The following is a 22237-nucleotide window of genomic DNA, read 5'->3' as shown; positions in this document are numbered from 1 at the left end:
GTGGACGTACGTGAGTCTGCTCTGGGACGAGTAAGTGACGCTCGCCTTCGCCCGCTACGACCATCTGAGGAAGGTCACGCGGTACAACATGCTCGTTCCGAGCGGCGGATGGCTTATCGGGGTGGTTCGACACGCACCAGGCCTGATCGATAGGCGATGACCACGAGTTGGGCGATCGATAGGCGATGACCACGAGTTGGGCGCGGTGGCGGGCGTCCAGTTTCGTCATGGCGTGTTGGACGTGGGTGCGTACGGTCAGCGGGCTGAGATACATCCGTTCGGCGATTTCTTCGTTGGACAGTCCCTCGGCGACTTGGACGAGGACTTCGCGTTCGCATGCGGTGAGGACGTCGAGGGCTCGAGCCGCCGTGCTGTGCCGTTCCGGGTGCGCGAGAAAAGCGAGCGATGAGCGCCCGGGTCGCTGTGGGGACAGCAGGGTTTCTCCCGCGGCGATTGTGCGGATGGCACGAAGCAGCTCCGCCGGTCCGACATCTTTACCGAGGAATCTGCTCGCGCCCGCGCGGAGCGCTCGAGCCACATACTCGTCGAGCTCGAACGTGGTGAGGATCAGGACATGCGCGGCTCGCAGAGACTCGTCGCAGCAGATCTCCTTCGTCGCGGCCAAGCCATCGAGACCCGGCATCCGGATGTCCATCAACACGACGTCCGGTTGCATGGCTCGCACGGTTTTCCGTCTTCCGCGACGCCGACAACCTCCATATCGTCGGCGGAGTCGATCAGGAGTGCGACTTCGATCTGGCGTCGTATTCAGGCAATCCACCGATGCCCGCTGTGTGCTCTGTTCTCAATGTTGTTGCGGCCGAGGGCAAGCTGGATATTGCGGTCGAGAAGGTTACCTGCGATTTATGTGATGTCTGCTCGGTGGCATGCCGCATCGAGCGCTGTGAACGCCGCCGCGGCGAGGATCAACGCCGCCGAAACCAGCAATGCCACATCGAGTCCGTGGTGGAATGCCGTCTTTCCGGTATTGAGCACTTCGGATACCTTCGACAGATATTGGAGATACGGGGTGATGTCTGTGCCCTCGGGTATACGGCCACGTTCGACGGCGTCGATAGCGTTGGGCTGCAGGGCGGTCGGCAAACCCAGTTCGTTCATCCGCGCCTTCAAATCCGAGGTGAGGAACGAATTCACCAGTGCCCCGAGCACGGCGACACCGAACGCCGAACCGACCTGACGCATCGTGTTGGTCACCGCGGCGGCCATGCCCGAGTGCTCCGCAGGCACCCCGGACAGCACAGCCGACGTCAACGGCACTACAGCGATCCCGAATCCGGCCCCCGCCACCGCCATCGCCCCGGCCAGCGGAAGGTCGTGCAGTGGGCCGGCGAGAGTATGGCGGGTCAGCAGAATCCCGCCGGCACCGACCGCACAACCGATGATCATGGGAGTCCGCGCGCCACGACGCGCCACCCAGAAGCCCGCAGCCAGCGATCCGATGACGATCGCGGCGGCCATCGGTGCGAAGACCGTGGCCGTGCGTGCACCCGAATACGACTGCATCACTTGCAGATACAGTGCGGTGAAGAAGAAGATCGAGAAGATGCCGAAGTAGACGGCGAAGGCGACCACCAGCGCACCGCGCACCGCCGGCAGGCACAGATATCGAAAGTCGAGCATGGGAGCGCGGGCCCGTGCTTCGACTGCGACGAAAGCGACGAAAGCGATACCACCGAGCGCAAACAGCGCGATCACCGAAGGCGCGGTGTAGCCTCGATCCTCGCCGCTGGTCGCGGCGTAGATCACCGACCCGAGGAAGGTGGCGCCGAGCAGGAATCCGGCCCAGTCGATGGGCCCTGGGCGCGGGTCGGCGCTTTCCGGGACGGACCACAGCGCGGCAGCGAGCGCCGCCGCCCCGATCCCCAGGTTGAACCAGAAGATCGAGCGCCACCCGTACGCGTGGACCAGCACTCCGCCCAGTACCGGTCCGGCCGCCAGCGCCAGGCCGGACACCGCCGCCCACACGCCCAGTGCCCTCGCACGAGCTCGGTCATCGGGGAAGATGTGTCGCAATACCGACAGGGTGCCTGGTTCCGAGGCGGCTGCTCCCAAGCCCATGATCGCGCGACCGGCGATAAGCACCGGCACACTGGCCGCAAGCGCCGCAATCACCGATCCGGCACAGAAGATCGCCAATCCGACGATCATGACCCGCTTGCGACCCCAGCGGTCACCGAGTGATCCGCCCGCCAGCATGAGGGCGGCGAAGACCACGATGTAGGCATTGACCACCCACTGCAGCAGCGTCACGTCAGCACTCAGCTCGTGCCGGATATCGCCGAGCGCCACACTGACGACCGTGGTGTCGAGGAAGGTTACGAACAGTACGGCGGTGACCGCTGCCAGTGCGATGCCCGGTCGTGCCGCTGTCCTCGGTGCATTGTCCATCCGCCCCACCGGCACAGGCTACTGGCCGAGGCCGTTGGGTGCACAGCTATCGCTTCGGGTGAGTGTTCCGAGCTGCCTGGCGTCGGGTACCGGAATGCGACCCGTCGGGATGCAGTGAATCCGCGCTGTTCTGGAGTTGTTGCTCCGATAGGGTCAGATCGGTTATCGGCGGCCGAGCTTCTTCAGAACTTGTTCGCGGACGCCAGGTATGGGCACTTCTCCTCCTCTTGGCTCAAAGGTGCCCCATCGACCACGCCGACGTGACATTTCCGCGACCGTTTCGTAATGTAACGGTGACCTTTTCTCGACAGTAACCGGTGATCGACATAATGCCTGGTCAACATCGCAAACGGACCGCAGCCTGGAAGCTCACTCCCCTGGCTGTGTGTGGCATCGTGGCCACTGTCGCCGTCGTGCTGTGGGTGGCGATCCGACCGGGCCCGGCTGCTCAGCATGCCGCGGCTGTCGATTCGCCGCCGTCGTCTGCCGTCGGAACCGACCCGGCCCGTACTGCCGTGCCGTCAACGACTCGGTCGGCGCCTGCGCCACCAGCGGCCGCAGTCGATCGACCACCACCATCGGCCAAGAAGGCCGTACAGCACCTGCCGCCACCGCCTCCCTCCGTCCCGTGCTCGACGGAACTCGTCGGCGCACAGCCGCACGTGGCACAGGTGGGCAACCTGCTCAAGAAGACGTTCGGCGTCACCGACATCGGCGGCGCAGTCGGTCGTGGCGACGGCGATCACGGTGCCGGCTTGGCGCTCGATTTCATGACACCCGATTCCGCGCGCGGCGACGCGATCGCCGACTTCGTGTTGGCCAATCAGCAGCGTTTCGGAGTGACCTACGTGATCTGGCAGCAGCGGTACAACGACGGCGGCGGTTGGTCGTACATGGAAGACCGTGGGAGCCCGACCGCCAATCACTACGACCACGTGCATGTGTCCTTCGATAAGGCTGCCGACGTGAACATAACCTGCTGATTGCGCGCCACCGCCGATATCGTCGACGTGCGCCTCTGCGGGCGGCGGCAAAGGCACGAAGCAGGGGCCACGACGGTCCTCGTCGATCCAACTGCGCAACAGCGGCCAGGCGCGCAGCGGCGCATCGTGTGCCAGTTGCGCAGAATCCTGATCGACCGTGATGAGTCTGCGCGCGAGCAGGACTGGCCCGCAGCCGTCGACTTGTGCGGGGAGTGGATCAGCGACCGTGATGCAGTGACTTACGCGCGTGAGTTTTGTCTCTTCGGAACTGCTGACGAGGTGAGAGCGAGAATTGCCCGCGCGGCCGATGCGGGTGCAAACACGGATTCTGCTGCAGCACGTCGGCTCCTACGACCTGCCGTACGAGATGATGGATAGCTTCTCGCAGTCCTGCATGTCATGAGGTAGGAAGCGTCGAGGTGGGATCGATAGCCTTTGCGCGCCGCACCCCTGCCACCGGTTGTAAAACGCTCGTGGTCGTTGACTTCATCGATCCCGCGATTACGTTGAAGTGGCCTTCCTGAGAAGAACGCTGCCTGCGATGCAGAATCACCGTGGTATCGGCGCGCCAGTGGCGATAGACCGGCCTTCAACTCCTGGTGATGTGGCCGCTGCGGCGGCCGTGCCTCTGAAAGCCATTTTTCGAGAACTGGATACCGAGAGAGTGAGGACGAGCGTGAAACTGCATTTCCGCAAGGAGCGGCGTGGTTGCCGCCGTGTAGTCACGGCACGGGTAATGGGTAGGGCGCTGGCCACGGCGGTAACGGCCCCGTTGGTGCTCGCGGCTACGGCGGTCGTTCCTGGCGCCGGTCCCGCCGTTGCGGGCACCTCGGCGGACACTCTTTACATCGCCGAAGAAGGCAATGGTCGAGTGGTTTCGGTGCCAGCGGCGGGCGGCACGCCTACCACCATGGCTTCCGGCTTGAATGATCATCGTCCGTACGGGGTTGCGCTCTCGGGTACCACCGTCTATATCGCCGAAGCCGGTAGCGGCGTGATTCTTTCGGCGCCGACGTCCGGAGGCACGGCGACCCCGCTGAACATCCCAGGCTTGGTCGACGCGGTGGGTATCGCCGTTTCTGGCACCACTCTCTACATTATCGAGAGCGCTGGCACCGTGCTTTCGGTGCCGACGTCCGGCGGCATACCCACCACCCTCGCCTCAGGGCTACCCAACCCGCAGGGCATCGCCGTTTCTGGCACCACCCTCTACATCACCGGAAACGCCGGCGGTGGCAGCGTGACTTCCCTGCCGACGTCCGGCGGCATACCCACCACCCTCGCCACCGGCCTGCCCAACCCGGCAGGTATTGCCGTTTCCGAGACCACTGTGTACGTCACCGGGAGGATCGACAACGTCACCGGGAGCACCGGCACGGTCGTCTCCCTACCGACCATCGGGGGCCCACCCATTACCTTGGCCACGGTCAATGTTCCTGTGGGTATCGCCGTTTCCGGAACCACCCTGTACATCACCGAGAGCAGCGGCAACGTGGTTTCCCTGCCGACCATGGGCGGCGCACCCACCACCATCGCCACCGGCCTGAGCGGGCCTGCTGGTATAGCTGTCTGACCCTGTCGGCTCGGGGTGCTGTCCACAGGATCCCGCGGCAAGAAGTAGATCCCACGCGTACGGCGACCCACCCGAGACGGCCGTGTAGTACGCCTGGGCATCGGCAGGCAGCAGCGAATTCACACCGTCGCGAGGTCCCTCGACCCAGTGGTGGCGCCTGTGCCACCACCGTGGAGGGACGGCCGGCATCGTAACGATGATCAGCCCATGGCCGTGCGGATCGTAGGCGGGATCGGTCGAGAAGCGCGAGCTGAGTACGCCGCTTCGGCGTGGTCGATTCCGGCGAGTTCGCTGACGTCCGGCGGCAACCGGTGCGGAGCTGCGGATTCGGCATTTACGAGGGCGAAACCTATTTTCCACTGGCGGGAAGACATTCGATACAGGCGCTGGGACGCCCGGGAAAAATGACGTGCCGTCAGCACCTGGGCCTCCTATCCGGCCCGAGAGCTCACCGTGAGAGGGAACCGAATTCGATGAGGATAAACCGACTACTCCGCCTCGGTATCGGGGCGATCGCCGTCACCCTGTTCGCTACCGCCTGCGGTGGCGGCAGCGACGCCGAGACCACCGAGGATCACGTGAAGGAGGGCAAACTGACCATTGGCATCAAATTCGACCAACCGGGACTCGGCTTTCGCGACACGGACGGCTCGTACCAAGGGTACGACGTCGAGATCGCCGAATACGTGGCTGGAAAGCTCGGCGTGCAGCCCGACGGCATCACCTTCAAAGAGGCGCCGACGGCTCGACGCGAGACGATGATCATGAACGGCGAGGTGGACTTCATCGTTGCCACCTACTCGATCACCGACGAACGCAAGGAGAAAGTCGACTTCGCCGGGCCGTACTTCGTGGCCGGGCAGTCCCTGCTGGTGAAAAAGGAGACCACCGATGTCATCGGTGTCGAGTCGCTGACCGGCAACAAAAAGCTCTGCTCGGTCAAAGGCTCCACCCCGGCGCAGTACGTCAAGGACAACTACGCGAAAGAAGTTCAACTGGTGGAACTGGACACCTACTCGCGGTGCATCGAAGCCCTGCGCAGCGGTTCGGTCGACGCGGTGACCACCGACGACATCATCCTCGCCGGTTTCGCCGGGCAGGCGTCAGGCGAACTGAAGCTGGTCGGCAACACGTTCACCAGAGAGAAGTACGGTATCGGCCTGAAGAAGGGCGATCAGCAGACTCGTGCCAAGATCAACGATGCGATCGAGGAAATGATCGCCGACGGTTCTTGGCAGAAGGCGTTCGAGGAAACGATCGGTCCGCTCCGCGACTCGACGCTGACCCCGCCCACGGTCGACCGGTACTGATCGGACCCCACCGATCCCAACGCTGGCGCAAACCATCCAAGTTCGATCTCCGGCGCGCTGTCGGAGTAGGCGTCGATTGCAGCGTGCACGCATGGTGGCTCGGCATTCGACCCGCCATGGTCGCTCAATAAAACCCGCACGATGAGGATGCGACGTTGGCCAGCCGTCACCAACAATTACAGGCGGTCACATCGAAATTACATGCTATGCCAGAGCGGACGCGTGATCTGACGTGACTTGACACTGTGAGTACACGTCGAGCCAACCGAGCGCACGATAGTCCCCCCGCCACGTGAATATTGCTGCTCCCCGCTCTTGCGCATCACCTATCGGGAAAGCGGCTGTCGCCCTTCCCTGTGTCGTTGCGCTGACCACATAGTTTGCTCCGCACCACACAGCGAGCGCAGCTGCGGTCGAGCTGGTCAAGCGCGTCTTGTCCGATGCGGTTTCCAGGACTGTGTTGGTCGCGCGATCGCGCAGCAGCCCTGCGTATTCTGGCTGGTGTAGCCGGCATGCCTGTGGTCTGCCGGTTTCCGACCAGTCCGGATGGGTGAGCGCGCGACTCCTGGCTGCCTGCCAGAGGGTCGGTACTACGTCCTCGAGGTGGGCGGCTGTGGCCATCTGTTCGCACATCCACAGTAGACGACCGGCACCCCGAGGTGGCTGGCACCGGCGCCATCGGATCCGTCTGCTCAGATCAGCGGCAACGATCGCTACCCACGGGTGCACGGTACCCAGAAATCCCTGGCAGCCCAACCAATGGAGGTAGCGGGGCGCTTCCTCGAGTATCGGATACATTGTGGAGTAAGGAATCCCGCCGATGGTGCGGGCGGCTTGATGGAACTCGGTCGGAGAGTTGGCAATAGTCAGCATCGCGGCGCTCGCCAGGTCACCCGGGCTGTAAGCGGAGGCGCCGTCCGGCGAGCGCGCCAGTTCGTTGTTGCTGAGATGTGCGACCACTCCGCGGGCGAGCTTCAAGCTGACGGCGAGTGGCTTGAGGTCCTCGCTTATCCCCGCCTGAGCAAGTTTCGGCACGTGGGTGGCGACTGTCTGGATCAGGAGGTTCTCCGCTGCTTGTGCGGATTCCGGCATGCCGAACTCGGCCAGGGTCGTGCGCAGTTGGTGGCACACCTGTGGCGAGACCATCAGCCGTGCCGTCAGCATGCCCAGTTCGGAGGGCGCCAGCTCGCCGTCGGATGTTTGTGTCTCTGTGAGAAACTCGCCATCGATCAAGAATCGGACGGCATGTCGAAGCGGGGTCATATTTCGGCTGCCCTGGTGGTAGGCCAGCGTTTGCACCCACCAGTGCTCGGCCTCTGCCACTGAACTGATTCGGCCTTGGACGGCTTCGGCCAGGAGGTGTTCCGGCAGGTTCGACTGGATCTGCGAGTCGACTCGAAATCCCGCGAGTAGTTTGCGTTGCCAGGTCGCGCGTTCGGTCTGGTCGACGATAAGGAATGCCCACCCCTCGTGCTCCCCGGCACCGACACGCCCCGCGCGGCCGAACATTTGTTGCACAGTCGCAACATCTATGGCCTTGAGCCCCACCTCCGTATCTTGCACGATTACCGCACGAGCAGGCATGTTCACCCCGGCAGCCACGGTCGAGGTAGCCACAAGGACATCCAATTCGCGTGCACGGAACGCTTTTTCGGCCTCCCGCTTGCGCTCCCAGCCCTTGTAGTGCAGGCCGACACCCACTGCTGCGCAGATCTTGTGCACAACGTCGGTGTCGTCGGGGTTGATGCCGAAGACGTTGGCGCCTCGACTGGCTGCGACGATCAACGCGGTGCGGCGGACGTTGCGTTTACTGCCGCAGAATACGAGCACGCTACCGCGGTCAGCCGCCACCATGTGAACGATGGCAGTAGTCAGTCGCGCCTTGGCTGCTTCGACCAGACTCCAGTCGGCACTGTTGGGAACGGTAGGTAGTTGCCAGGTCAGCTGAGTGGGGCGCCAGGCTACCCGTATCGTCCGTGCGTGCATCCATTCTGCGAGTTGGTCGGCGTTGGCGACGGTGGCCGACAGTCCAATGATCCGGATCAATGAGTCCGTACCGCGCACGCGAGCCAGAATCGCCTCCAGGAACGGTCCTCTGGTCCCGTCTCCCAGCAGATGGATCTCGTCGACAACCAGACAGCCGACCTCGGCCAGCGCCTCCTTGAGCGAGGAGGTCCGGCAGATGGCCTCGAATTTCTCGGTAGTTGTCACCCAGAGGTCCGCGTCTCGAATACGTTGTGCGTCAACCCGATACTCACCAGAAAGCCGTTCGACACGCAGACCGCGTCTGCGCCAGCTGTCGAGTTCATCGTTCAACTCATCGGTGAGCGAACGCTGTGGGACCAGCCAGGCGGCCTTCCTCCCTTGCTCCAAGACTGTACGCAGGACCGCGACCATGCCCATGACGGTTTTGCCTGCGCCGGTCGGCGCCACCACCATCAGGTGCTCATCGCTGCCGATAATGTGCGGAATCGCCTCGGCCTGTGCGGGATTCACAAGCGGATGGGGAAGGTATCTAACCCAATCGGACGGCACGATGTGCTCTATCGGAAGTGGACGGACTACAGCGCCATCGGCAGCTGCATGGTTGTGCCACATCAGCTCGAACGCATCGCGCGCCGCTTCGGCGGCGGCTCCGGTGATGGGGGCACGCTTCTGCGCGGACATCCGTGCCGGCCCGGACGGTGCGACAGCTATGGTGAGGTGACCCTCTCGGTTCAGCGTACTGATGGATTCCTGCTCCAGCAGGTAACCGACCTCACGGAAAGGTACTCGGGCGGTGAGGAGTTGACGTTTCAAGTCGGTGAAACGTCCATCCAAGGGGAGTAGCACCCGAACGTCGGTGCCGGGCGGATATTCCGGGAGCGCGGTTGATGGATCTGCGATCTTCAACCAGAGAAGTACGGGCATACTGCCTGTTGCCGCGGGACTGTCACCTTCGATGTCCATCGACTTGACCGCGACCTCCATGAACTGAACACGCCGATACGCACGATTGCCGATGACTCGGTGTGACTGGACTGAACGATGCCGCCACGATAGCCGACAACGGCGACGACAACCGATCCCCGGTACCAGGTCGGTGGCTCATCCGTAGGAGAACATTGCTGCGCGGCCGATCACGCTCACCGCGGACGACCTGACCGATCTCGGCTGAGACCTGACCCGTCCCCCGCAGGTGTATTCGGCCGGCCCGGTCGTGCCCTGCGCGGAATGGTGTCTCGAGAGCCAGTGTCGGACGAGCGATTTCGGATCGGATCGGATCGGTCGATCCGTCCACGGCTCGAACAGCCGGATCTGTCGCGACGCTGACGGTTGGGCATACTAGCTGGTGCGACGGGATCGTCGGTCGGTGTTGTCAGTTGCGTCGAGGGTGGCGGCCCAGGTGCCGAGGAGTTCGAGTGCGTCGGCGGTAGGGGTGTTGGCGGGCGCGGTGTACGCGGTGGGGCTCATGGCGGTGCTGTCGGCGCGCCAACTCGGTGCGCGGCGGATCATCCTGATGGGACGGCACAAGGACCGCACCGACATCGGCCGCGAGTTCGGCTCCACCGACATCGTCGCCGAACGCGGCGACGCGGGCATCGCCGCCGTCCGCGATCTCACCCGCGGCGACGGCACCCACGTCGTGATCGAAGCCGTCGGTCACATGCCCGCCTACCAGCAGGCCATCGGCGTCGTGCGTTCCGGCGGTGTGATCAGCCGCGTCGGCGTCCCCCAGTACGAGGACGCACCGGTCGGGTTCGGCAGCCTCTTCGGCCCCAACATCACCCTCACCGGCGGCCCTGCACCCGCCCGCGCCTACATCGGCACGCTGCTGCCCGGCGTGCTCGACGGCACCGTTGAGCCCGGCAAGGTGTTCGACCGCGAGATCGGTCTGGACGCCGTACCCGACGGTTACCGCGCCATGGACAACCGCGAAGCCCTCAAAGTCCTCGTCCACCCCTGATGCGCCACTTGCGCGAAGAACAACCGAGTAGAGGAAGACCAGGGTGAGTGAAGTCATCGTCGTCATCGGAGCTGGGCAGATCGGTCAGGCCATCGCCCGCCGGGCCAGCTCCGGCAAGCACGTGCTGCTGGCCGACCTGCACCAGCGCAACGCCGATGCCGCCGCCGAGGTGCTGAGCAACGCCGGGTTCCAGGTCAGCGTAGCGACCGTCGATGTGTCGGCCCGTGAGTTGGTTCACGCGCTTGTCCGCACCGCAACCGCATTGGGCGAGGTCACCGGTGTCATACACGCCGCCGGGGTCTCACCCAGCCAGGCAGCACCGGCAACGATCCTCGCCGTGGACCTCTACGGAACTGCCCTTGTCCTCGAGGAGTTCGGCAACGTGATCGCACGGGGCGGGTCGGGGATCGTCATCGCGTCACAGTCCGGACACCGCCTCGCCGCGTTGACTGCCGAACAAGATGCCGCTCTGGCCACGACTCCGACCGAGGAATTGCTGGATCTGCCGATGCTCGCGCCCGACCAGGTGACCGATTCTCTCACCGCCTACCAGCTGGCAAAGCGTGCGAACACATTGCGGGTGAGGGCCGAGGCCGTGCGGTGGGGCCGACGTCGCGCGCGGGTCAATACGATCAGCCCCGGCATCATCTTCACCCCGCTCGCGAAAGACGAGCTGACCGGGCCCCGCGGCGAGGGATACCGGCGCATGATCGAGCTGTGCCCGGTTGGTCGCGGCGGCACTCCTGATGAGGTCGGCGCCCTCGGCGCGCTGCTCATGGGTCCCGACGGCACATTCATCACCGGCAGCGATTTGCTTATGGATGGCGGGGTGACTGCCTCCTGGTTCTACGGCGAACTCGCCCGTCGGTGAAGAGGGTTTCACGCCTCAGGAAATTCCTTGTCGCCCATGCTCTGGCAGGTACGCGGCAGCCACGATGGGCGGGGTATCGAGGCCGCCGCTCACCGATGCTGCTGTGACAGGTACGTCACCCACTCGATAATGAATCGCGTCGACAACAGTCAAGGTGCTCGCATAGCGATCGAGTCTATGATCAAGAGTAGTCAGGGTTTCTGCTTACACGAGGTGATCGCATGGTTACCTACCTCCACACCAGGGATGAAGTCGTATTTCGGCGACGGTCGGCAGCGCCGGATCACGCGGATCCGGCATGGTGACCTAGGGAGCGTGCCATGTCGGCATCCGATCCCACCACAACCCAGCCTGACCTGCGGGTTGGTCTCACGGCGGAACTTGCCGCGGTCGGATTCTTCGACGCCGAAGAGATCGGACGTGGTGGATTCGGCGTCGTGTACCGCTGCACCGAGCAATCACTGGACCGCGCCGTCGCGATCAAGGTCCTGACTTCGGACCTCACTGGTGAAGACCGACAGCGCTTCGTCCGCGAGCAGCACGCGCTGGGCCGTCTGTCCGGGCATCCCAACATCGTGGAGATCCTGCAGGCCGACATCACGGCCACCGGCTGCCCCTACATCGTCATGCCCTTCCACTCCCGGGGCTCGCTGGAAAGTCGGCTGCGTTCGAAGGGGCCGATCCCCTGGGACGAGGTACTGTCGATCGGAGAACGCATCGCCGGAGCCCTGGCCGCCGCGCATGCCGCCAGGACCATCCACCGCGACGTCAAGCCCGCCAACATCCTGGTCACCGACTACGACGAACCGCAGCTGGCCGACTTCGGCATCGCCCGCATCAGCGGTGGCTTCGAGACTGCCACCGGGCGCATCACCGCTACCCCGGCATTCACCGCACCCGAGGTGCTCGACGGTGAGCCACCCGATCCGGCCTCGGATATCTACAGTCTCGGTGCGACGCTGTTCTGCCTGGTGACCGGGCATGCGGCCTTCGAGCGCCGGACCAACGAAAGCGTCATGGCGCAATTCCGGCGCGTCATGACCGAACCGATCCCGGACCTGCGCGGAGCGGAGATTCCAGCGGAGGCTGCCGCCGCGGTCGAGGCCTCGATGGCACGCGACCCGCGGGCACGCCCGGAATCCGCTGCCGCCTACCAACGTCAGTTGCGGGACGTGCTGGGCCGGTGCGCCCCGGCCACGGTCCCTCCGCGGCAGTCCGGGCCTCCGGCACCGCTGCAGTGCGTTCCGTCACGCGCGAGCGCAGTGTGCCAGACCACGCCTCCGCCGACGGCGCTGACCAAGTTCCGGCCGCCGACACCGCCGCGGGCACGCGTGGAACGTCCTCGGCTGCTGCGGATCCTGCGGGAGGGCAAGCAGCGCCGGTTGACGGTGGTTCATGCCCCGGCCGGTTTCGGAAAGAGCACGTTGGCCGCCCAGTGGGCGAATGCGCTGGCAGCCGATCAGATCCAGGTCGCCTGGCTCACCATCGATGCCGATGACAACAACGCCGTCTGGTTTCTGGCGCACCTGGTCGAGGCGGTCCGCCGCGCGCGACCCTCGCTCGGCGCCGAACTGGGTCAAATTCTCGAGGAACGAGCCACCGACGCCACCCGCTACGTCGTCACCGCGCTGATAAACGAAATTCACTCCAGCGGAGACATATTCGCGATAGTGATCGACGACTGGCATCGGGTAACCAACCGCGCAGCGCGCGCGACCATGGAATTCCTGCTCGACAATGCCTGCCACCACCTGCGCATTATCGTCGCCAGCCGAAGCACCGGCGGGCTCCCGCTCAGCCGGATGCGAGTATGCGACGAACTTGTCGAAATCGACTCCGATGACTTGCGATTCAACGAAGCAGAAACCAACTCCTTCCTGGTCGATGTCAATCGACTGGACTTGGCTGCGAGCGACATTGCCGGTCTGCAAGAATCGACCGAGGGCTGGGCAGCTGCACTGCAACTGGCGTCACTATCGCTGCGCGGCAAGGACAATCCCGCGGAATGCATCGGGCGATTGTCCGGGCACAACTACGCCATCGGCGAATACGTCGAATCGAACATCCTGGACACGCTCGACCCCGCCTTGCTCGACTTCCTGCTGTCGACGTCGGTGACCGAGACCGTCTGCGGCGACCTCGCGGATGTGCTCGCGGGCGTGGGCTACGGGCAAGAGATGCTGGAGGAAGCCGAGCATCTGGAGCTGTTTATACGCCGTCTCGACCATGACTCCACCTGGTTCCGATTTCACCGGCTCTTCGCAGATCTGTTGCGACACAGGCTCGCCCGGCAGAACCCCGACCGGCTTCGACGGCTGCACCAGACCGCCTCGAACTGGTTCGCCGATCACAAGATGCTCAACGAGGCCGTTGATCACGCCTTGGCCGCCAACGACGTCACAGGCGCGGTCGGCATCGTCGAAGAACGCGGGCGAGAACTGCTGGAACAGGCGAAGATGGCGACAGTGCTCGGCCTCGTCGCGAAACTGCCGTCGGCGTACGCGACGACCAATCCACGGGTACAGCTCTTGGTGGCTTGGGCTGATGTCGCATTACAACGAGCGTTGGCGGCCCGCACCGCACTGGATCTGGTCGACGCGCTGCTGGATTCGGGTGTGCCGGACGAGGCCGCCGCTGCCATGCGGGTGGAGGCGTCCTTGATCCGCACTGGTGCAGGGAACTTCACCGACAACTACGGTCGCCTACCGGACGTGGTCGAGGGGCTTTTGCATGCCAATGGTGGGGGAGAGCAGCTGGACCCCTTCTTCGCTATGGTTGCCGCCAGCACCGCGTCCACATGCGCGCTGAGCCGCTTCGACTTCGACGAGGCGCGACGCTGGCAACACTGGGTCGCACCGTATCGCCCACAGTGTAAAGGGCCATTCGCGGTCGTCTACGGGTACTGCCTGGCCGCGATAGCGGCCTACGAACAGCTCGACATTGCGGCGGCCGAATCCGACCTGCGGACGGCGCTCGCACTGGCACAGACGATCGGAACCCGCACCCACGGCGCTACGCTGGCATCGGCACTTCTCGGCGCGCTGCAATACCACCGCGGCGACCTCGTCGGCGCCGAGGAACTGCTCGACGACAGCGCCGCACTCGGCCCCGAAGGCGCACTCGTCGAATTCATGAACGCCACCTACGGAATCGGGGCCCGGGTGAAGGCGCTGCGCGGCGACGGGGACGCGGCGGAGGCCCGGCTGGCGGAGGGAGCGAAGATCGCAGCCAACCTCTCCCTGCCCCGACTGGCCGCGCGCATCGTGAACGAATGCGTGCGCATCGGACTACCGATCGATCAGGATGACCGAGGTGAGTTCATTCAGCCGCCCTTCGATCTCCATCAGCCGGAAGGGCTACACACACTCACCGCGGAACTCCAGCAGGACACGGGGATACGGCTGTTGCTCGATGAGCACTCGCCCGCTGCGGCCGAGCAGGCATGTACGCGCGCCGAGCGTTTGGTGCGCGAAATCGCCACCTCCTACCGCCCCCGCGCGGCGACGTCGGCCGAACTCCTGTGGGCGGCAAGTCTTTCCGCGGCCGGACGACAGGGCGAGGCGATCACCCTTGCCGTCCCTGCGCTCACGCGGTGTGCCGAGCACGGATTGATCCGCTTCGCAACCGACGAGGGCTGGGCAATGGATCGGATACTGGCTGCCCTCGATGCGGACCCCACGCTGGCACCCGGACTGCCGCAGTCCTTCCTCCGAGAAGCCCTGGCGGCGCCCCACTTCGACAGACATTGACGCTCCCGCGCAGCTTGCGCGACGCAGCGGCCTGCATGTGCTCGATCTCGACCAAAGCCACGGCCAACGACCGCCCGAGCAGTGGGCCGACGCCACCAGCGGGCGCGACGTTCTGCGACGGCTGACCGACGCGGCTGACCGGCCAATCCCGTTGCCGACGTATACCGGCGCCACACCGTCCGTTATCAACGGGTCGGTTCGGGTTCTCTTCAACGGCATCAACGACTGGAACCAGTGGGCCTTTGCCTCGTTGATTCATTGCTATCAGGGGGTGTGCAACAACGAATACCGAATGCACCGGGTCGCCGGATCGGAGGATCCATGATCAGGAATTCCGCTCTGCTCCGCGCCGCTTTGGCTGCGGCAGGCCGTGGTTGGAGCGTTAACCTCGATCTTTCTTGCGGGTGACGTGCTGGCCCGATCGCGTTCGGATTTCGGTTTTTGGCGGGTATCTGGGCTGGTGGGTGTGGCTGGCCGTCCCGTGTCAGCGGGTGGCTGCCGGGTTCCACGGACCCGGTGGTGGTCTTTCTGGTCTCGTAGGGGCGGTTTGTGCTGGTCAGGTCGCTTCGAGGCGGGTCATCGCGGCGAGGAGCAGGCTGGTGGTCGGGGCTGATCGGGGTAGATGCAGCCGGGTTTTGCGGGCGTGGCGGGCGATGCGGCCGGGTAGTGAGAACAGGTGCAGGCGAAGGGTTTTCGGTTCCCATCGGCGGGCGACCTGGCCGGTGAGTGCCAGCATCTGCATCCAGGCGGTCAGATCGAGCGCGAGCGCGACCAGCGCCAGCCAGATCTGGTTGGCCGCAAAGGATTTGAACGGTAGGTTACGCATTCCGGTGTCCTTACCAGCGCGGATACGATCCTCGCAGCGAGCCCGGCGGCGGTGGCGCAGCTCGAGATCGGGGATCTGCCCGCGGCGGGTGTTGGTGACGAACGCGGTCAGCCGCAGCCCGTCGAGGTCGGTGAACCGCAGCTGGGCACCCGGATGCGGCCTTTCTTTCCGCACGACCAGGCGCATCCCCGCTGGCCAGCCGGATAGGTCGACCATGCCGGTGATCTCGGCAACCCACGCGCCGTCACGAACCTTCCCGTCGGCGTCGTAGGCGGGGGTCCACACCTTCTTCGGGACCTTGTTGACCGCGTCGACGAGGGCGTCGGTGAGGGTGAACCCGAGCGAGTACTGCACCCGCCTCGCGTGGCAGTACTTCACGAATTCGTGGGTGCCGCCGCCGGCGTCGGTGCGCACCAGCACTTTTCGACCGACTCGCCACGAGGGACGCCACGGCAGCTGGGCCAGCGCGTCAGCGAGAACCTGTTTGTGGTCGGCGGCGGTGTTGGCGCCGGAGTTCCCGGGCCGCAGCAGCATCACCGCGGGCTCGCCGGTGCCGTCGGGACCGTGGTCGATGAACGCGCACAACGGGTGAAAGCCCTACCCGCGCTTGAAGGTTGGGGCGGCTTTCTCCTTCTCGCTGTGCGCGTCGAGCAGGGTGGCATCCAGATCGATGATCAACGGATTCTCCGCGTCGATCCCGTGATCGGGTGCTGATTCTCCGGCGCGTTTCCACACCGAGGCCCGCGCCGCGGCCCGCGCTGATGCAATGGCGGACAACGCTTTCGGTACGTCCTCGGCGAGGGCGGACACCAACCGCGACACCGTCGGATCCGACGCGACCGGCCCGAACATGGCTGGCTGGGTGCGCAGCAGCGACACATCCGCAGCGCAGTCACCCCCGGCCGCGACCGCGATGGCCAAGTCCAGCACGATCTTGCCCGGATTGTGCGTAGACATCGGTTTGCGCCACGGCGCCAACGCCTGCGACAGGCCCTTGACCAGTCCGATCTTCTCCGCGGTGCGCACCAGTAGCAGCGTTCCCGCCTGCGACACCAGCCCCGACCCATCCCCGTCCGCGGCCAGCCGCGGATACCACGTAGACTCACGCACCGAAAAGGTGTTTCCTTCTTCTGCTGATTCGACTCTCGACAAGCCGAATTGTCGCAGGTCGGAACACCTTTTCACATATCCAGGGTGCCGACAACTCAAATACCGTGAATGGCGCAGGTTAATCCGTTGGTCCCGCTCGGGAAGACTCCCGCGGTGCGCGGTTGGGACGAATGGGCGACCACCGATCCCGATTGCATCCACCGGTATTGGGCTGACGGTGGGCGCAACAACCTCGGCATTGTGACCGGAAGGCGGGCCTTGTTGTCATCGATCTCGATGACGGCCGTGGCGGTCACGCGCCCGAAGAGGTCTGCGGGTGCACGCCACGGTCGAGATGCGTTGGCGCTGTTGGCTACTCGTGCTGGCGAAGAAGCGCCAACCGACACGTACGCTGTGGCCACACCTGCGGGGTTTCACCTGTATTTCCGGGCATCGTCCGGGCTTGCGCTTCGCAATACGACGGCCAAGCTGGGGTGGCGGATCGCCTAGTGCCGCTTCAAGGAAGGTTGCTTCGGTAACCGAGTGTCGGGTTGATCGTGGGTGGTCGGCCGGTGATGCTGCTGGCGGAGGTGATGCCGGTGGCTCGGAAACCGGAAGTGTTCGTGCGGTCGGTGACCCCGGAAGAGGGTCGGCGGTTGCAGCAGATCGCGCGGACGAGTAAGCAGCCGGTGCGGATGCGGCGCGCGATCGTGGTGATGGCCTCGGCTCAGGGACAGCCGGTGCCGCTGATCTGCCGGTTGATGCAGGTCTCGGAAGGCTATGTGCGCCAAGTGATCCACGATTTCAACGAGAAAGGGTTCGCGGCGCTGGACCCAAAATAGACACCGTTGGCGAATTCCGGCCCGCTGTCAGGCGGCGGGCCGGAGGGCTGCGAAATGTGACGTTCGGGTTGGAGCGAACGGCGTTGTCTCCCACCAGGTGTTGAGTCGGTTGAGGTTGAGTCCTGCTGCAGTCAGTAGGTGTTGAAGACTGGTCTTGGTCAGGCCGCGGTAGCGGGATCGGCGCAGACCGCAGGATCGGATGCCTTGGGCAATGGTGCCTTCCACGCCCGCGCGATGCTGGTAGCGCTGTTGCCACTGGTCGGTCTGCTGTTCGGCGCGAGCCAGCTGCAGGGCCTGGTGCTGGGCACGATGCCGAAGAGTCAGGCGCCGACCTGTGCTGGAGCGGGTGCAGTGTTCGCGTGCCGGGCACTGACGGCACTCTGCGCTGGGGAAACGCACCCTGATCACGGGTGTCCCGTCCTGGGAGCGGTCTGCTTTCCAGGAGTTGGAAACGGCGCCTTGCGGGCAGGTGACCTTCTCGTTCTCCCAGTCGATCGTGAAATCGGGCAGGGTGTAACCGCCGTCGGCTGTGGCTTGCCAGCCGGTCGGCGCCTTCGCCGGGCCGAGAAGTTCGACGCCGTGGTCTTGCTGCGCGGTGATGAGCAGGTCGGCATCGACGTATCCGGCATCAACCAGATGCACGTCGGGCAGCAGATCCCGCTCGGCGAGGCCGGCGTGGATCGCTGCGGTCATCGCCATGTCCGGAACCGGGGCTGCGGTGGTGGCGACGTGAGTGATCAAGTGCGGTGCGTCGGGCTCGCAGGTCTCGGTGAGGTGGACCTTGTAGCCGTTCCAGGACGCGTCGCGTTTGGTGCCGGTGCGAGCCTGCTCGTCATACGGCGAGCAGTAGCGGATCGCCGCCGGGGGCAGATCCTTCTTGTCCCGCCAGGCCACCGTCCCGTCGTCGATGACGTAGTACTGCTGCACCCAGACCCGACGCAGCAACTCCACCGCCGGAAGCTGCCGCAGCCAGGCGGGTGCCTTGCCGGCCGTGACCGCGCACAGCACAGTCATGCCGTCGGATCCGACCTGGTTCGCGTGGGCCGCCCGTGCGGCCCAGCGGCTCGGGAACCGGGTGTCTTCGCAGCGCGCGCTGTAGCGGTCGAACCAGTCGGGTTCGGCGATGCCGGCCAGCCAATCCGGTGCCGCGGCGGCGAGCGCGTTGAGCGCGGCACGCAGCGTCTCGGTCACGAACTGCAGCCGATTGAGGTCACGCACCGCGGCCAGCACATGCGTGGAGTCGGATCGCTGCCGGCCACCCGCCTTCAACAGCCCGGCTCGACGCGCCGCCTCCAGCACCGCATCGAGTACCCGCTGCTCCAGCCCGCCGACGATCAGCCGGGACCGGAACTCACTGAGCACCGAGTAATCGAAACCGGGATCGCTCAGCTCCAATCCCAGCGCGTACTTCCAGTCGATCCGGGACCGAACCGCTTGCGCGGCTCGACGATCGGAGAACCCTTCGGCGAACTGCAGCACCGACACCAACGCCAGCAACGCCGGCGAGATCGCGGGCTGACCGCGACGCGAGAACACCTGCGTGAACTCGTCATCGGAGAACACAGGCCCCAGAACGTCGCGCATCCGCATCGCCAGACAGCCCTCCGGGAAGACAGCCCGGGCAACCCGGGCCGTCTCCACCGGAACCACATCGCACCTACACGGACGCAACGACACCACGACCTCCACCAACCCCGGACCCGAAATACCCGTGTCGATCTTGCCGGATGAACGCTGCCCCAACCGAATTCGCCAACGGTGTCCAAAATGAGCGGGGGCAGGCCGAGCAAGACCGACCGGGTGACGCGTGAACGCATCGGTCAGATCGCTCGGTGCTGTCCCCGTGACCTGGGCTGGCCGTTCTCGGTGTGGAGCCTGGCTAAGCTGCGTGATGTGTTGCGCGAGAACGAGATCGCCGATATCAGCCATGAGACGCTGCGCAAGATTTTGAAGGCCGAGGGCGTGTCGTGGCAGGCCACCAAAACGTGGAAGGCCGGCAAGGACCCCGAGTTCGCCGCCAAGATGGCCCGCGTTCTCGACCTTTACGATCACCCGCCCGCCGACGGGCGGGTGATCTGCGCCGACGAGTTCGGTCCGCTGAACCTGCTGCCGCGGCCGGGTCAGGGCTGGTATCCGAAGCGGCGACCGGCCCGGTTGCGGGCGACCTATCGCCGCACCGAGGGGGTGCGGCATCTGCTCGGTGCGCTGGATCTGGCCACCGGCCAGATCTACTACCGCATCCGGGATCGCAAGCGCTGGCAAGAGTTTCTGGGCTTTCTCAAAACCCTGCGCGCCCGCTGGCCCGGCCAGCGACTGTATGTGATCGTGGACAACTTCGGTCCGCACAAAAAGGCCGAGGTCCGCGCATGGGCCGCCGACAATGACGTGGAACTGGTACTTCTGCCGACCTACTCGTCGTGGCTGAACTGGATCGAGTCCGAGTTCGCCGCGCTGCGCTACTTCGCGCTCAACGGCACCGACCATCGCAGCCACGGCGAGCAGGACGACGCCATCGGCGCCTACATCCGCTGGCGCAACCAGCACGCAGAACCCAAACGCGAGTTCGCCGTCAACTCCAAGATCCGGCTGCCCGATTACCTGCCCTACGTTGCTTGAAGCGGCACTAGCGCCGTGAGCTTCCCGGCAGGGTTCACCGCCCTGGAAGCCACCCGCGCCGAGTCCACCGTCACGTACTCGCCGATCAATGCCGAAAGCCCTGTCTGTTCAGCCAATTCCATGACAGGCACCAACCCAGCTGCCGACGCGAGATTCCTCTCGTCGAGACAGCCACCCCGCAGCGAACATGTGCGATGATCTCACTGAAACTACCTCTCGATTCCTGCACGATCCTTTGGCAACGCCTCTGGCACGCCGTCACGCTCGCACCGGCGCCCGCCTGACAATCAACCCACACCACTACGACCGAGAACTAACCCCTACCGGGGTCAGATCCGCGGTTAATCCGACACTCCCTCCCTCCCTTCCCTGTCGTGGGAGTTGGTTGTGGGGAGGGGATAAGTGAAAATATCGGGGTGAGGTGGATGACGGGTGGGAGCGGGCTGTGAGCGATCACAACAAGGACGACCCGGCGGATGGGGTAGGCGAGAACAGCGAGCCGGATGTCGGTTTCAGTTTGTCGCCGGATGCCCCGGATGCTGCGGATGCGCCGGATGTTGCGGATGTAGTTGAGGGTGTCGTGGTTTCTGAGGGGGGTGGTGAGGCGGCTGAGGGCCGGGATCGGGTGTTGGCGCGGGAGATCGCGGATGTGTTGGCTGGGGCTGCTCCGGAGGGGTGGCGGCAGTTGGATGCGGTGTTCGCGTTGACCACGGTCAATGGGTATGCCGAGGTGGTTTATACCGATGGTGAGCGTTCGATGCGCGCGGAGCCGCCTGCGGTGGTGTTGGAGCGGGTGCGGGAGCATCGGGGGTTGGTCGCGGAGTTGGATGGGGAGCCGTGGTGGCGGTTGCTGGTCCGGTTGAGTGCGGTGGGGGAGTTCGAGGTCGATTACGACTTCGGTGATGAGCCGTTCCCGGATGGGCAGTTGTTCGAGCCCGAGTCTTATCGCGCGGATGTGGAAGTGTTCCCGCGTGAGACGTTGCCGGTGTGGCTGGCTGCGTATATCGGGCATGGTGGGCGGCAGGCGCGTACCCCGCAGGACGCGGCGGTAGGGGCTCGGGCCGACCGGGCGGGCAAGGTGTGGCCGTCGTTGGCGGAGAACGAGTTTCCTGATTTCCCGGAGATGTGGGCGCGGTGGGCGTGTATTTCGGCGGCTTTCGTCGCGGCGGGTTCGGATTGGGGTCCGCGGGTGTTGCCGTCGATGGGCTGGTTCGAAAGCTCGCGGCGTGGTGGGTGCACGTTGTATTCGCTGCCGGGTGGTCGTGCGGTGTTGTCGGGTGGGGTGTGGGAGTCGGCGAATCTGGATGCCACCTATAACGATGGTGCGCCGATGCCGAGGTTTTATGCGGGCGCACCGGAGTGGGTGGCTAATCCGGTGCTGAACCCGCGGGCAGCGACGGGGTTGATGTCGTTTGTTTATTGGTGGGAGGGTGGGCGTTGGTATCGGGGTGAGTCCCCGTCGGCGGAGCAGTGCGCTACGGCGGTGCCGGGGGTGTGGACGGCGAACACGGTGGTCGGGATCGTCGCGGGTTTGGCCGCGCAGCCACCGAGCGCGCAACACCGCAGCGCCGCGGCGGCTTTGGTGTCTGCCGCCGAGGTGGGTGTGGTGACCCGGGACACGGTGGTGAACCTGTTCGCCGAGGACGACCGGTTCGATATCGATGGCGCGATGTATCAGTTGACGCTGGCGGGGGTGGTGGCGTCGCTGCCACAGCAGATGCCGGAAGAGGAAGCGATCTTCCGGGTCCGTTCCTATGTCGAGGGTCGTGGTTTGGACACGACGGGTTACCCACTCGATCAGCTGGTCGGTGACCGGTTCAGTTGCGGCTGGATGGTGTATGTGCCGGTACCTCGGGGTGAGATCGCGATCGGCCGGGCCATCTTCTATATCGCTGATGACGGAGTGCTGGAGCACTCGTCGTCCTCGATCGCTCCGACCACGTTCGTGAAGGGTTTCGAGCAGCGTTTCCAGCAACGCCAAGGCGCGCAGGTATGACCAGGTCCAGCTCGGTTACGCGGGAAA

The 22237-nt window shown here is 64.9% G+C and carries 13 protein-coding genes and 4 pseudogenes; 11 read left to right on the top strand and 6 right to left on the bottom strand.

The features are described 5' to 3' along the window. Positions 1-241 precede the first annotated feature (241 nt). A pseudogene (locus OHB12_RS08120) lies at positions 242-643 on the bottom strand (LuxR C-terminal-related transcriptional regulator); the annotation flags it as partial. Positions 644-864: 221 nt separating this feature from the next. After that, positions 865-2409: an MFS transporter gene (locus tag OHB12_RS08115; protein ID WP_327117647.1), complete on the bottom strand. Its 1545-nt coding sequence runs from the start codon at positions 2407-2409 to the stop codon at positions 865-867. Positions 2410-2738: 329 nt separating this feature from the next. Here OHB12_RS08115 and OHB12_RS08110 point away from each other — a divergent pair, with 329 nt between their 5' ends. Next, positions 2739-3392, top strand: a complete 654-nt coding sequence (locus OHB12_RS08110; RefSeq protein WP_327117645.1) for a hypothetical protein — start codon at positions 2739-2741, stop codon at positions 3390-3392. An 81-nt stretch (positions 3393-3473) separates the two neighbouring features. Here OHB12_RS08110 and OHB12_RS36195 read toward each other — a convergent pair. Next, positions 3474-3623 (bottom strand): annotated as a pseudogene (locus tag OHB12_RS36195) (nSTAND1 domain-containing NTPase); the annotation flags it as partial. A gap of 445 nt (positions 3624-4068) precedes the next feature. Between OHB12_RS36195 and OHB12_RS08105 the strand changes: the two are divergent. Both OHB12_RS08105 and OHB12_RS08100 read left to right on the top strand, forming a co-directional pair. Further along, on the top strand, positions 4069-4965 hold the full coding sequence (locus tag OHB12_RS08105) for a hypothetical protein (RefSeq protein WP_327117643.1): 897 nt from the start codon (positions 4069-4071) through the stop codon (positions 4963-4965). A gap of 473 nt (positions 4966-5438) precedes the next feature. Beyond that, entirely contained in the window at positions 5439-6275 is an 837-nt protein-coding gene (locus tag OHB12_RS08100; RefSeq protein ID WP_327117641.1) for a glutamate ABC transporter substrate-binding protein, read from the top strand. Between the two features lie 204 nt (positions 6276-6479). On the opposite strand, the gene OHB12_RS08095 is transcribed toward OHB12_RS08100, so the two are convergent. Next, on the bottom strand, positions 6480-9074 hold the full coding sequence (locus OHB12_RS08095; protein ID WP_327117639.1) for a DEAD/DEAH box helicase: 2595 nt from the start codon (positions 9072-9074) through the stop codon (positions 6480-6482). A 640-nt stretch (positions 9075-9714) separates the two neighbouring features. On the opposite strand from OHB12_RS08095, the pseudogene OHB12_RS08090 reads away from it, so the two are divergent. From OHB12_RS08090 to OHB12_RS08075, 4 genes and pseudogenes are all read left to right on the top strand, one after another. Continuing rightward, positions 9715-10221, top strand: a pseudogene (locus OHB12_RS08090) (zinc-binding dehydrogenase); the annotation flags it as partial. A gap of 43 nt (positions 10222-10264) precedes the next feature. After that, positions 10265-11092, top strand: a complete 828-nt coding sequence (locus tag OHB12_RS08085; RefSeq protein WP_327117637.1) for an SDR family oxidoreductase — start codon at positions 10265-10267, stop codon at positions 11090-11092. Positions 11093-11412: 320 nt separating this feature from the next. Then, the gene (locus OHB12_RS08080) at positions 11413-14841 is read left to right on the top strand and encodes a protein kinase domain-containing protein (RefSeq protein WP_327117635.1); all 3429 of its coding nucleotides are present in this window, start codon (positions 11413-11415) and stop codon (positions 14839-14841) included. 37 nt (positions 14842-14878) lie between these two features. Beyond that, positions 14879-15166: a hypothetical protein gene (locus tag OHB12_RS08075; protein WP_327117633.1), complete on the top strand. Its 288-nt coding sequence runs from the start codon at positions 14879-14881 to the stop codon at positions 15164-15166. Between the two features lie 231 nt (positions 15167-15397). Here the strand turns inward: OHB12_RS08075 and OHB12_RS08070 are convergent. Continuing rightward, positions 15398-16777 (bottom strand): annotated as a pseudogene (locus tag OHB12_RS08070) (IS1380 family transposase). Positions 16778-16885: 108 nt separating this feature from the next. On the opposite strand from OHB12_RS08070, the gene OHB12_RS36190 reads away from it, so the two are divergent. Beyond that, a complete protein-coding gene (locus tag OHB12_RS36190; protein WP_442799990.1) occupies positions 16886-17266 on the top strand; it encodes a bifunctional DNA primase/polymerase in 381 nt (126 codons plus the stop codon). Between the two features lie 47 nt (positions 17267-17313). Further along, positions 17314-17598 (top strand): helix-turn-helix domain-containing protein, encoded by a 285-nt coding sequence (locus OHB12_RS08065; RefSeq protein WP_327117631.1) that lies wholly within the window; start codon positions 17314-17316, stop codon positions 17596-17598. 27 nt (positions 17599-17625) lie between these two features. Here the strand turns inward: OHB12_RS08065 and OHB12_RS08060 are convergent, their stop codons facing one another. Further along, entirely contained in the window at positions 17626-19275 is a 1650-nt protein-coding gene (locus OHB12_RS08060) for an IS1182 family transposase (RefSeq protein WP_327120843.1), read from the bottom strand. 90 nt (positions 19276-19365) lie between these two features. Between OHB12_RS08060 and OHB12_RS08055 the strand changes: the two genes are divergently transcribed. Together OHB12_RS08055 and OHB12_RS08050 are read left to right on the top strand one after the other, a co-directional pair. Then, positions 19366-20214 (top strand): IS630 family transposase, encoded by an 849-nt coding sequence (locus OHB12_RS08055; RefSeq protein WP_327117629.1) that lies wholly within the window; start codon positions 19366-19368, stop codon positions 20212-20214. A gap of 445 nt (positions 20215-20659) precedes the next feature. Continuing rightward, on the top strand, positions 20660-22210 hold the full coding sequence (locus OHB12_RS08050; protein ID WP_327117627.1) for a hypothetical protein: 1551 nt from the start codon (positions 20660-20662) through the stop codon (positions 22208-22210). Positions 22211-22237 lie beyond the last annotated feature (27 nt).

It is taken from the genome of Nocardia sp. NBC_01730, from assembly GCF_035920445.1.
Lineage (GTDB): Bacteria > Actinomycetota > Actinomycetes > Mycobacteriales > Mycobacteriaceae > Nocardia.
The sequence above is the reverse complement of the archived record's forward strand: the minus strand, read 5'-3'. Positions and strand labels throughout refer to the sequence as shown.

Coding starts and splice junctions, on each gene's coding strand:
- OHB12_RS08115 (WP_327117647.1), bottom strand. CDS start 2,409: ATGGACAATGCACCGAGGACAGCGGCACGACCGGGCATCGCACTGGCA.
- OHB12_RS08110 (WP_327117645.1), top strand. CDS start 2,739: ATGCCTGGTCAACATCGCAAACGGACCGCAGCCTGGAAGCTCACTCCC.
- OHB12_RS08100 (WP_327117641.1), top strand. CDS start 5,439: ATGAGGATAAACCGACTACTCCGCCTCGGTATCGGGGCGATCGCCGTC.
- OHB12_RS08080 (WP_327117635.1), top strand. CDS start 11,413: ATGTCGGCATCCGATCCCACCACAACCCAGCCTGACCTGCGGGTTGGT.
- OHB12_RS36190 (WP_442799990.1), top strand. CDS start 16,886: ATGGCGCAGGTTAATCCGTTGGTCCCGCTCGGGAAGACTCCCGCGGTG.
- OHB12_RS08055 (WP_327117629.1), top strand. CDS start 19,366: ATGAGCGGGGGCAGGCCGAGCAAGACCGACCGGGTGACGCGTGAACGC.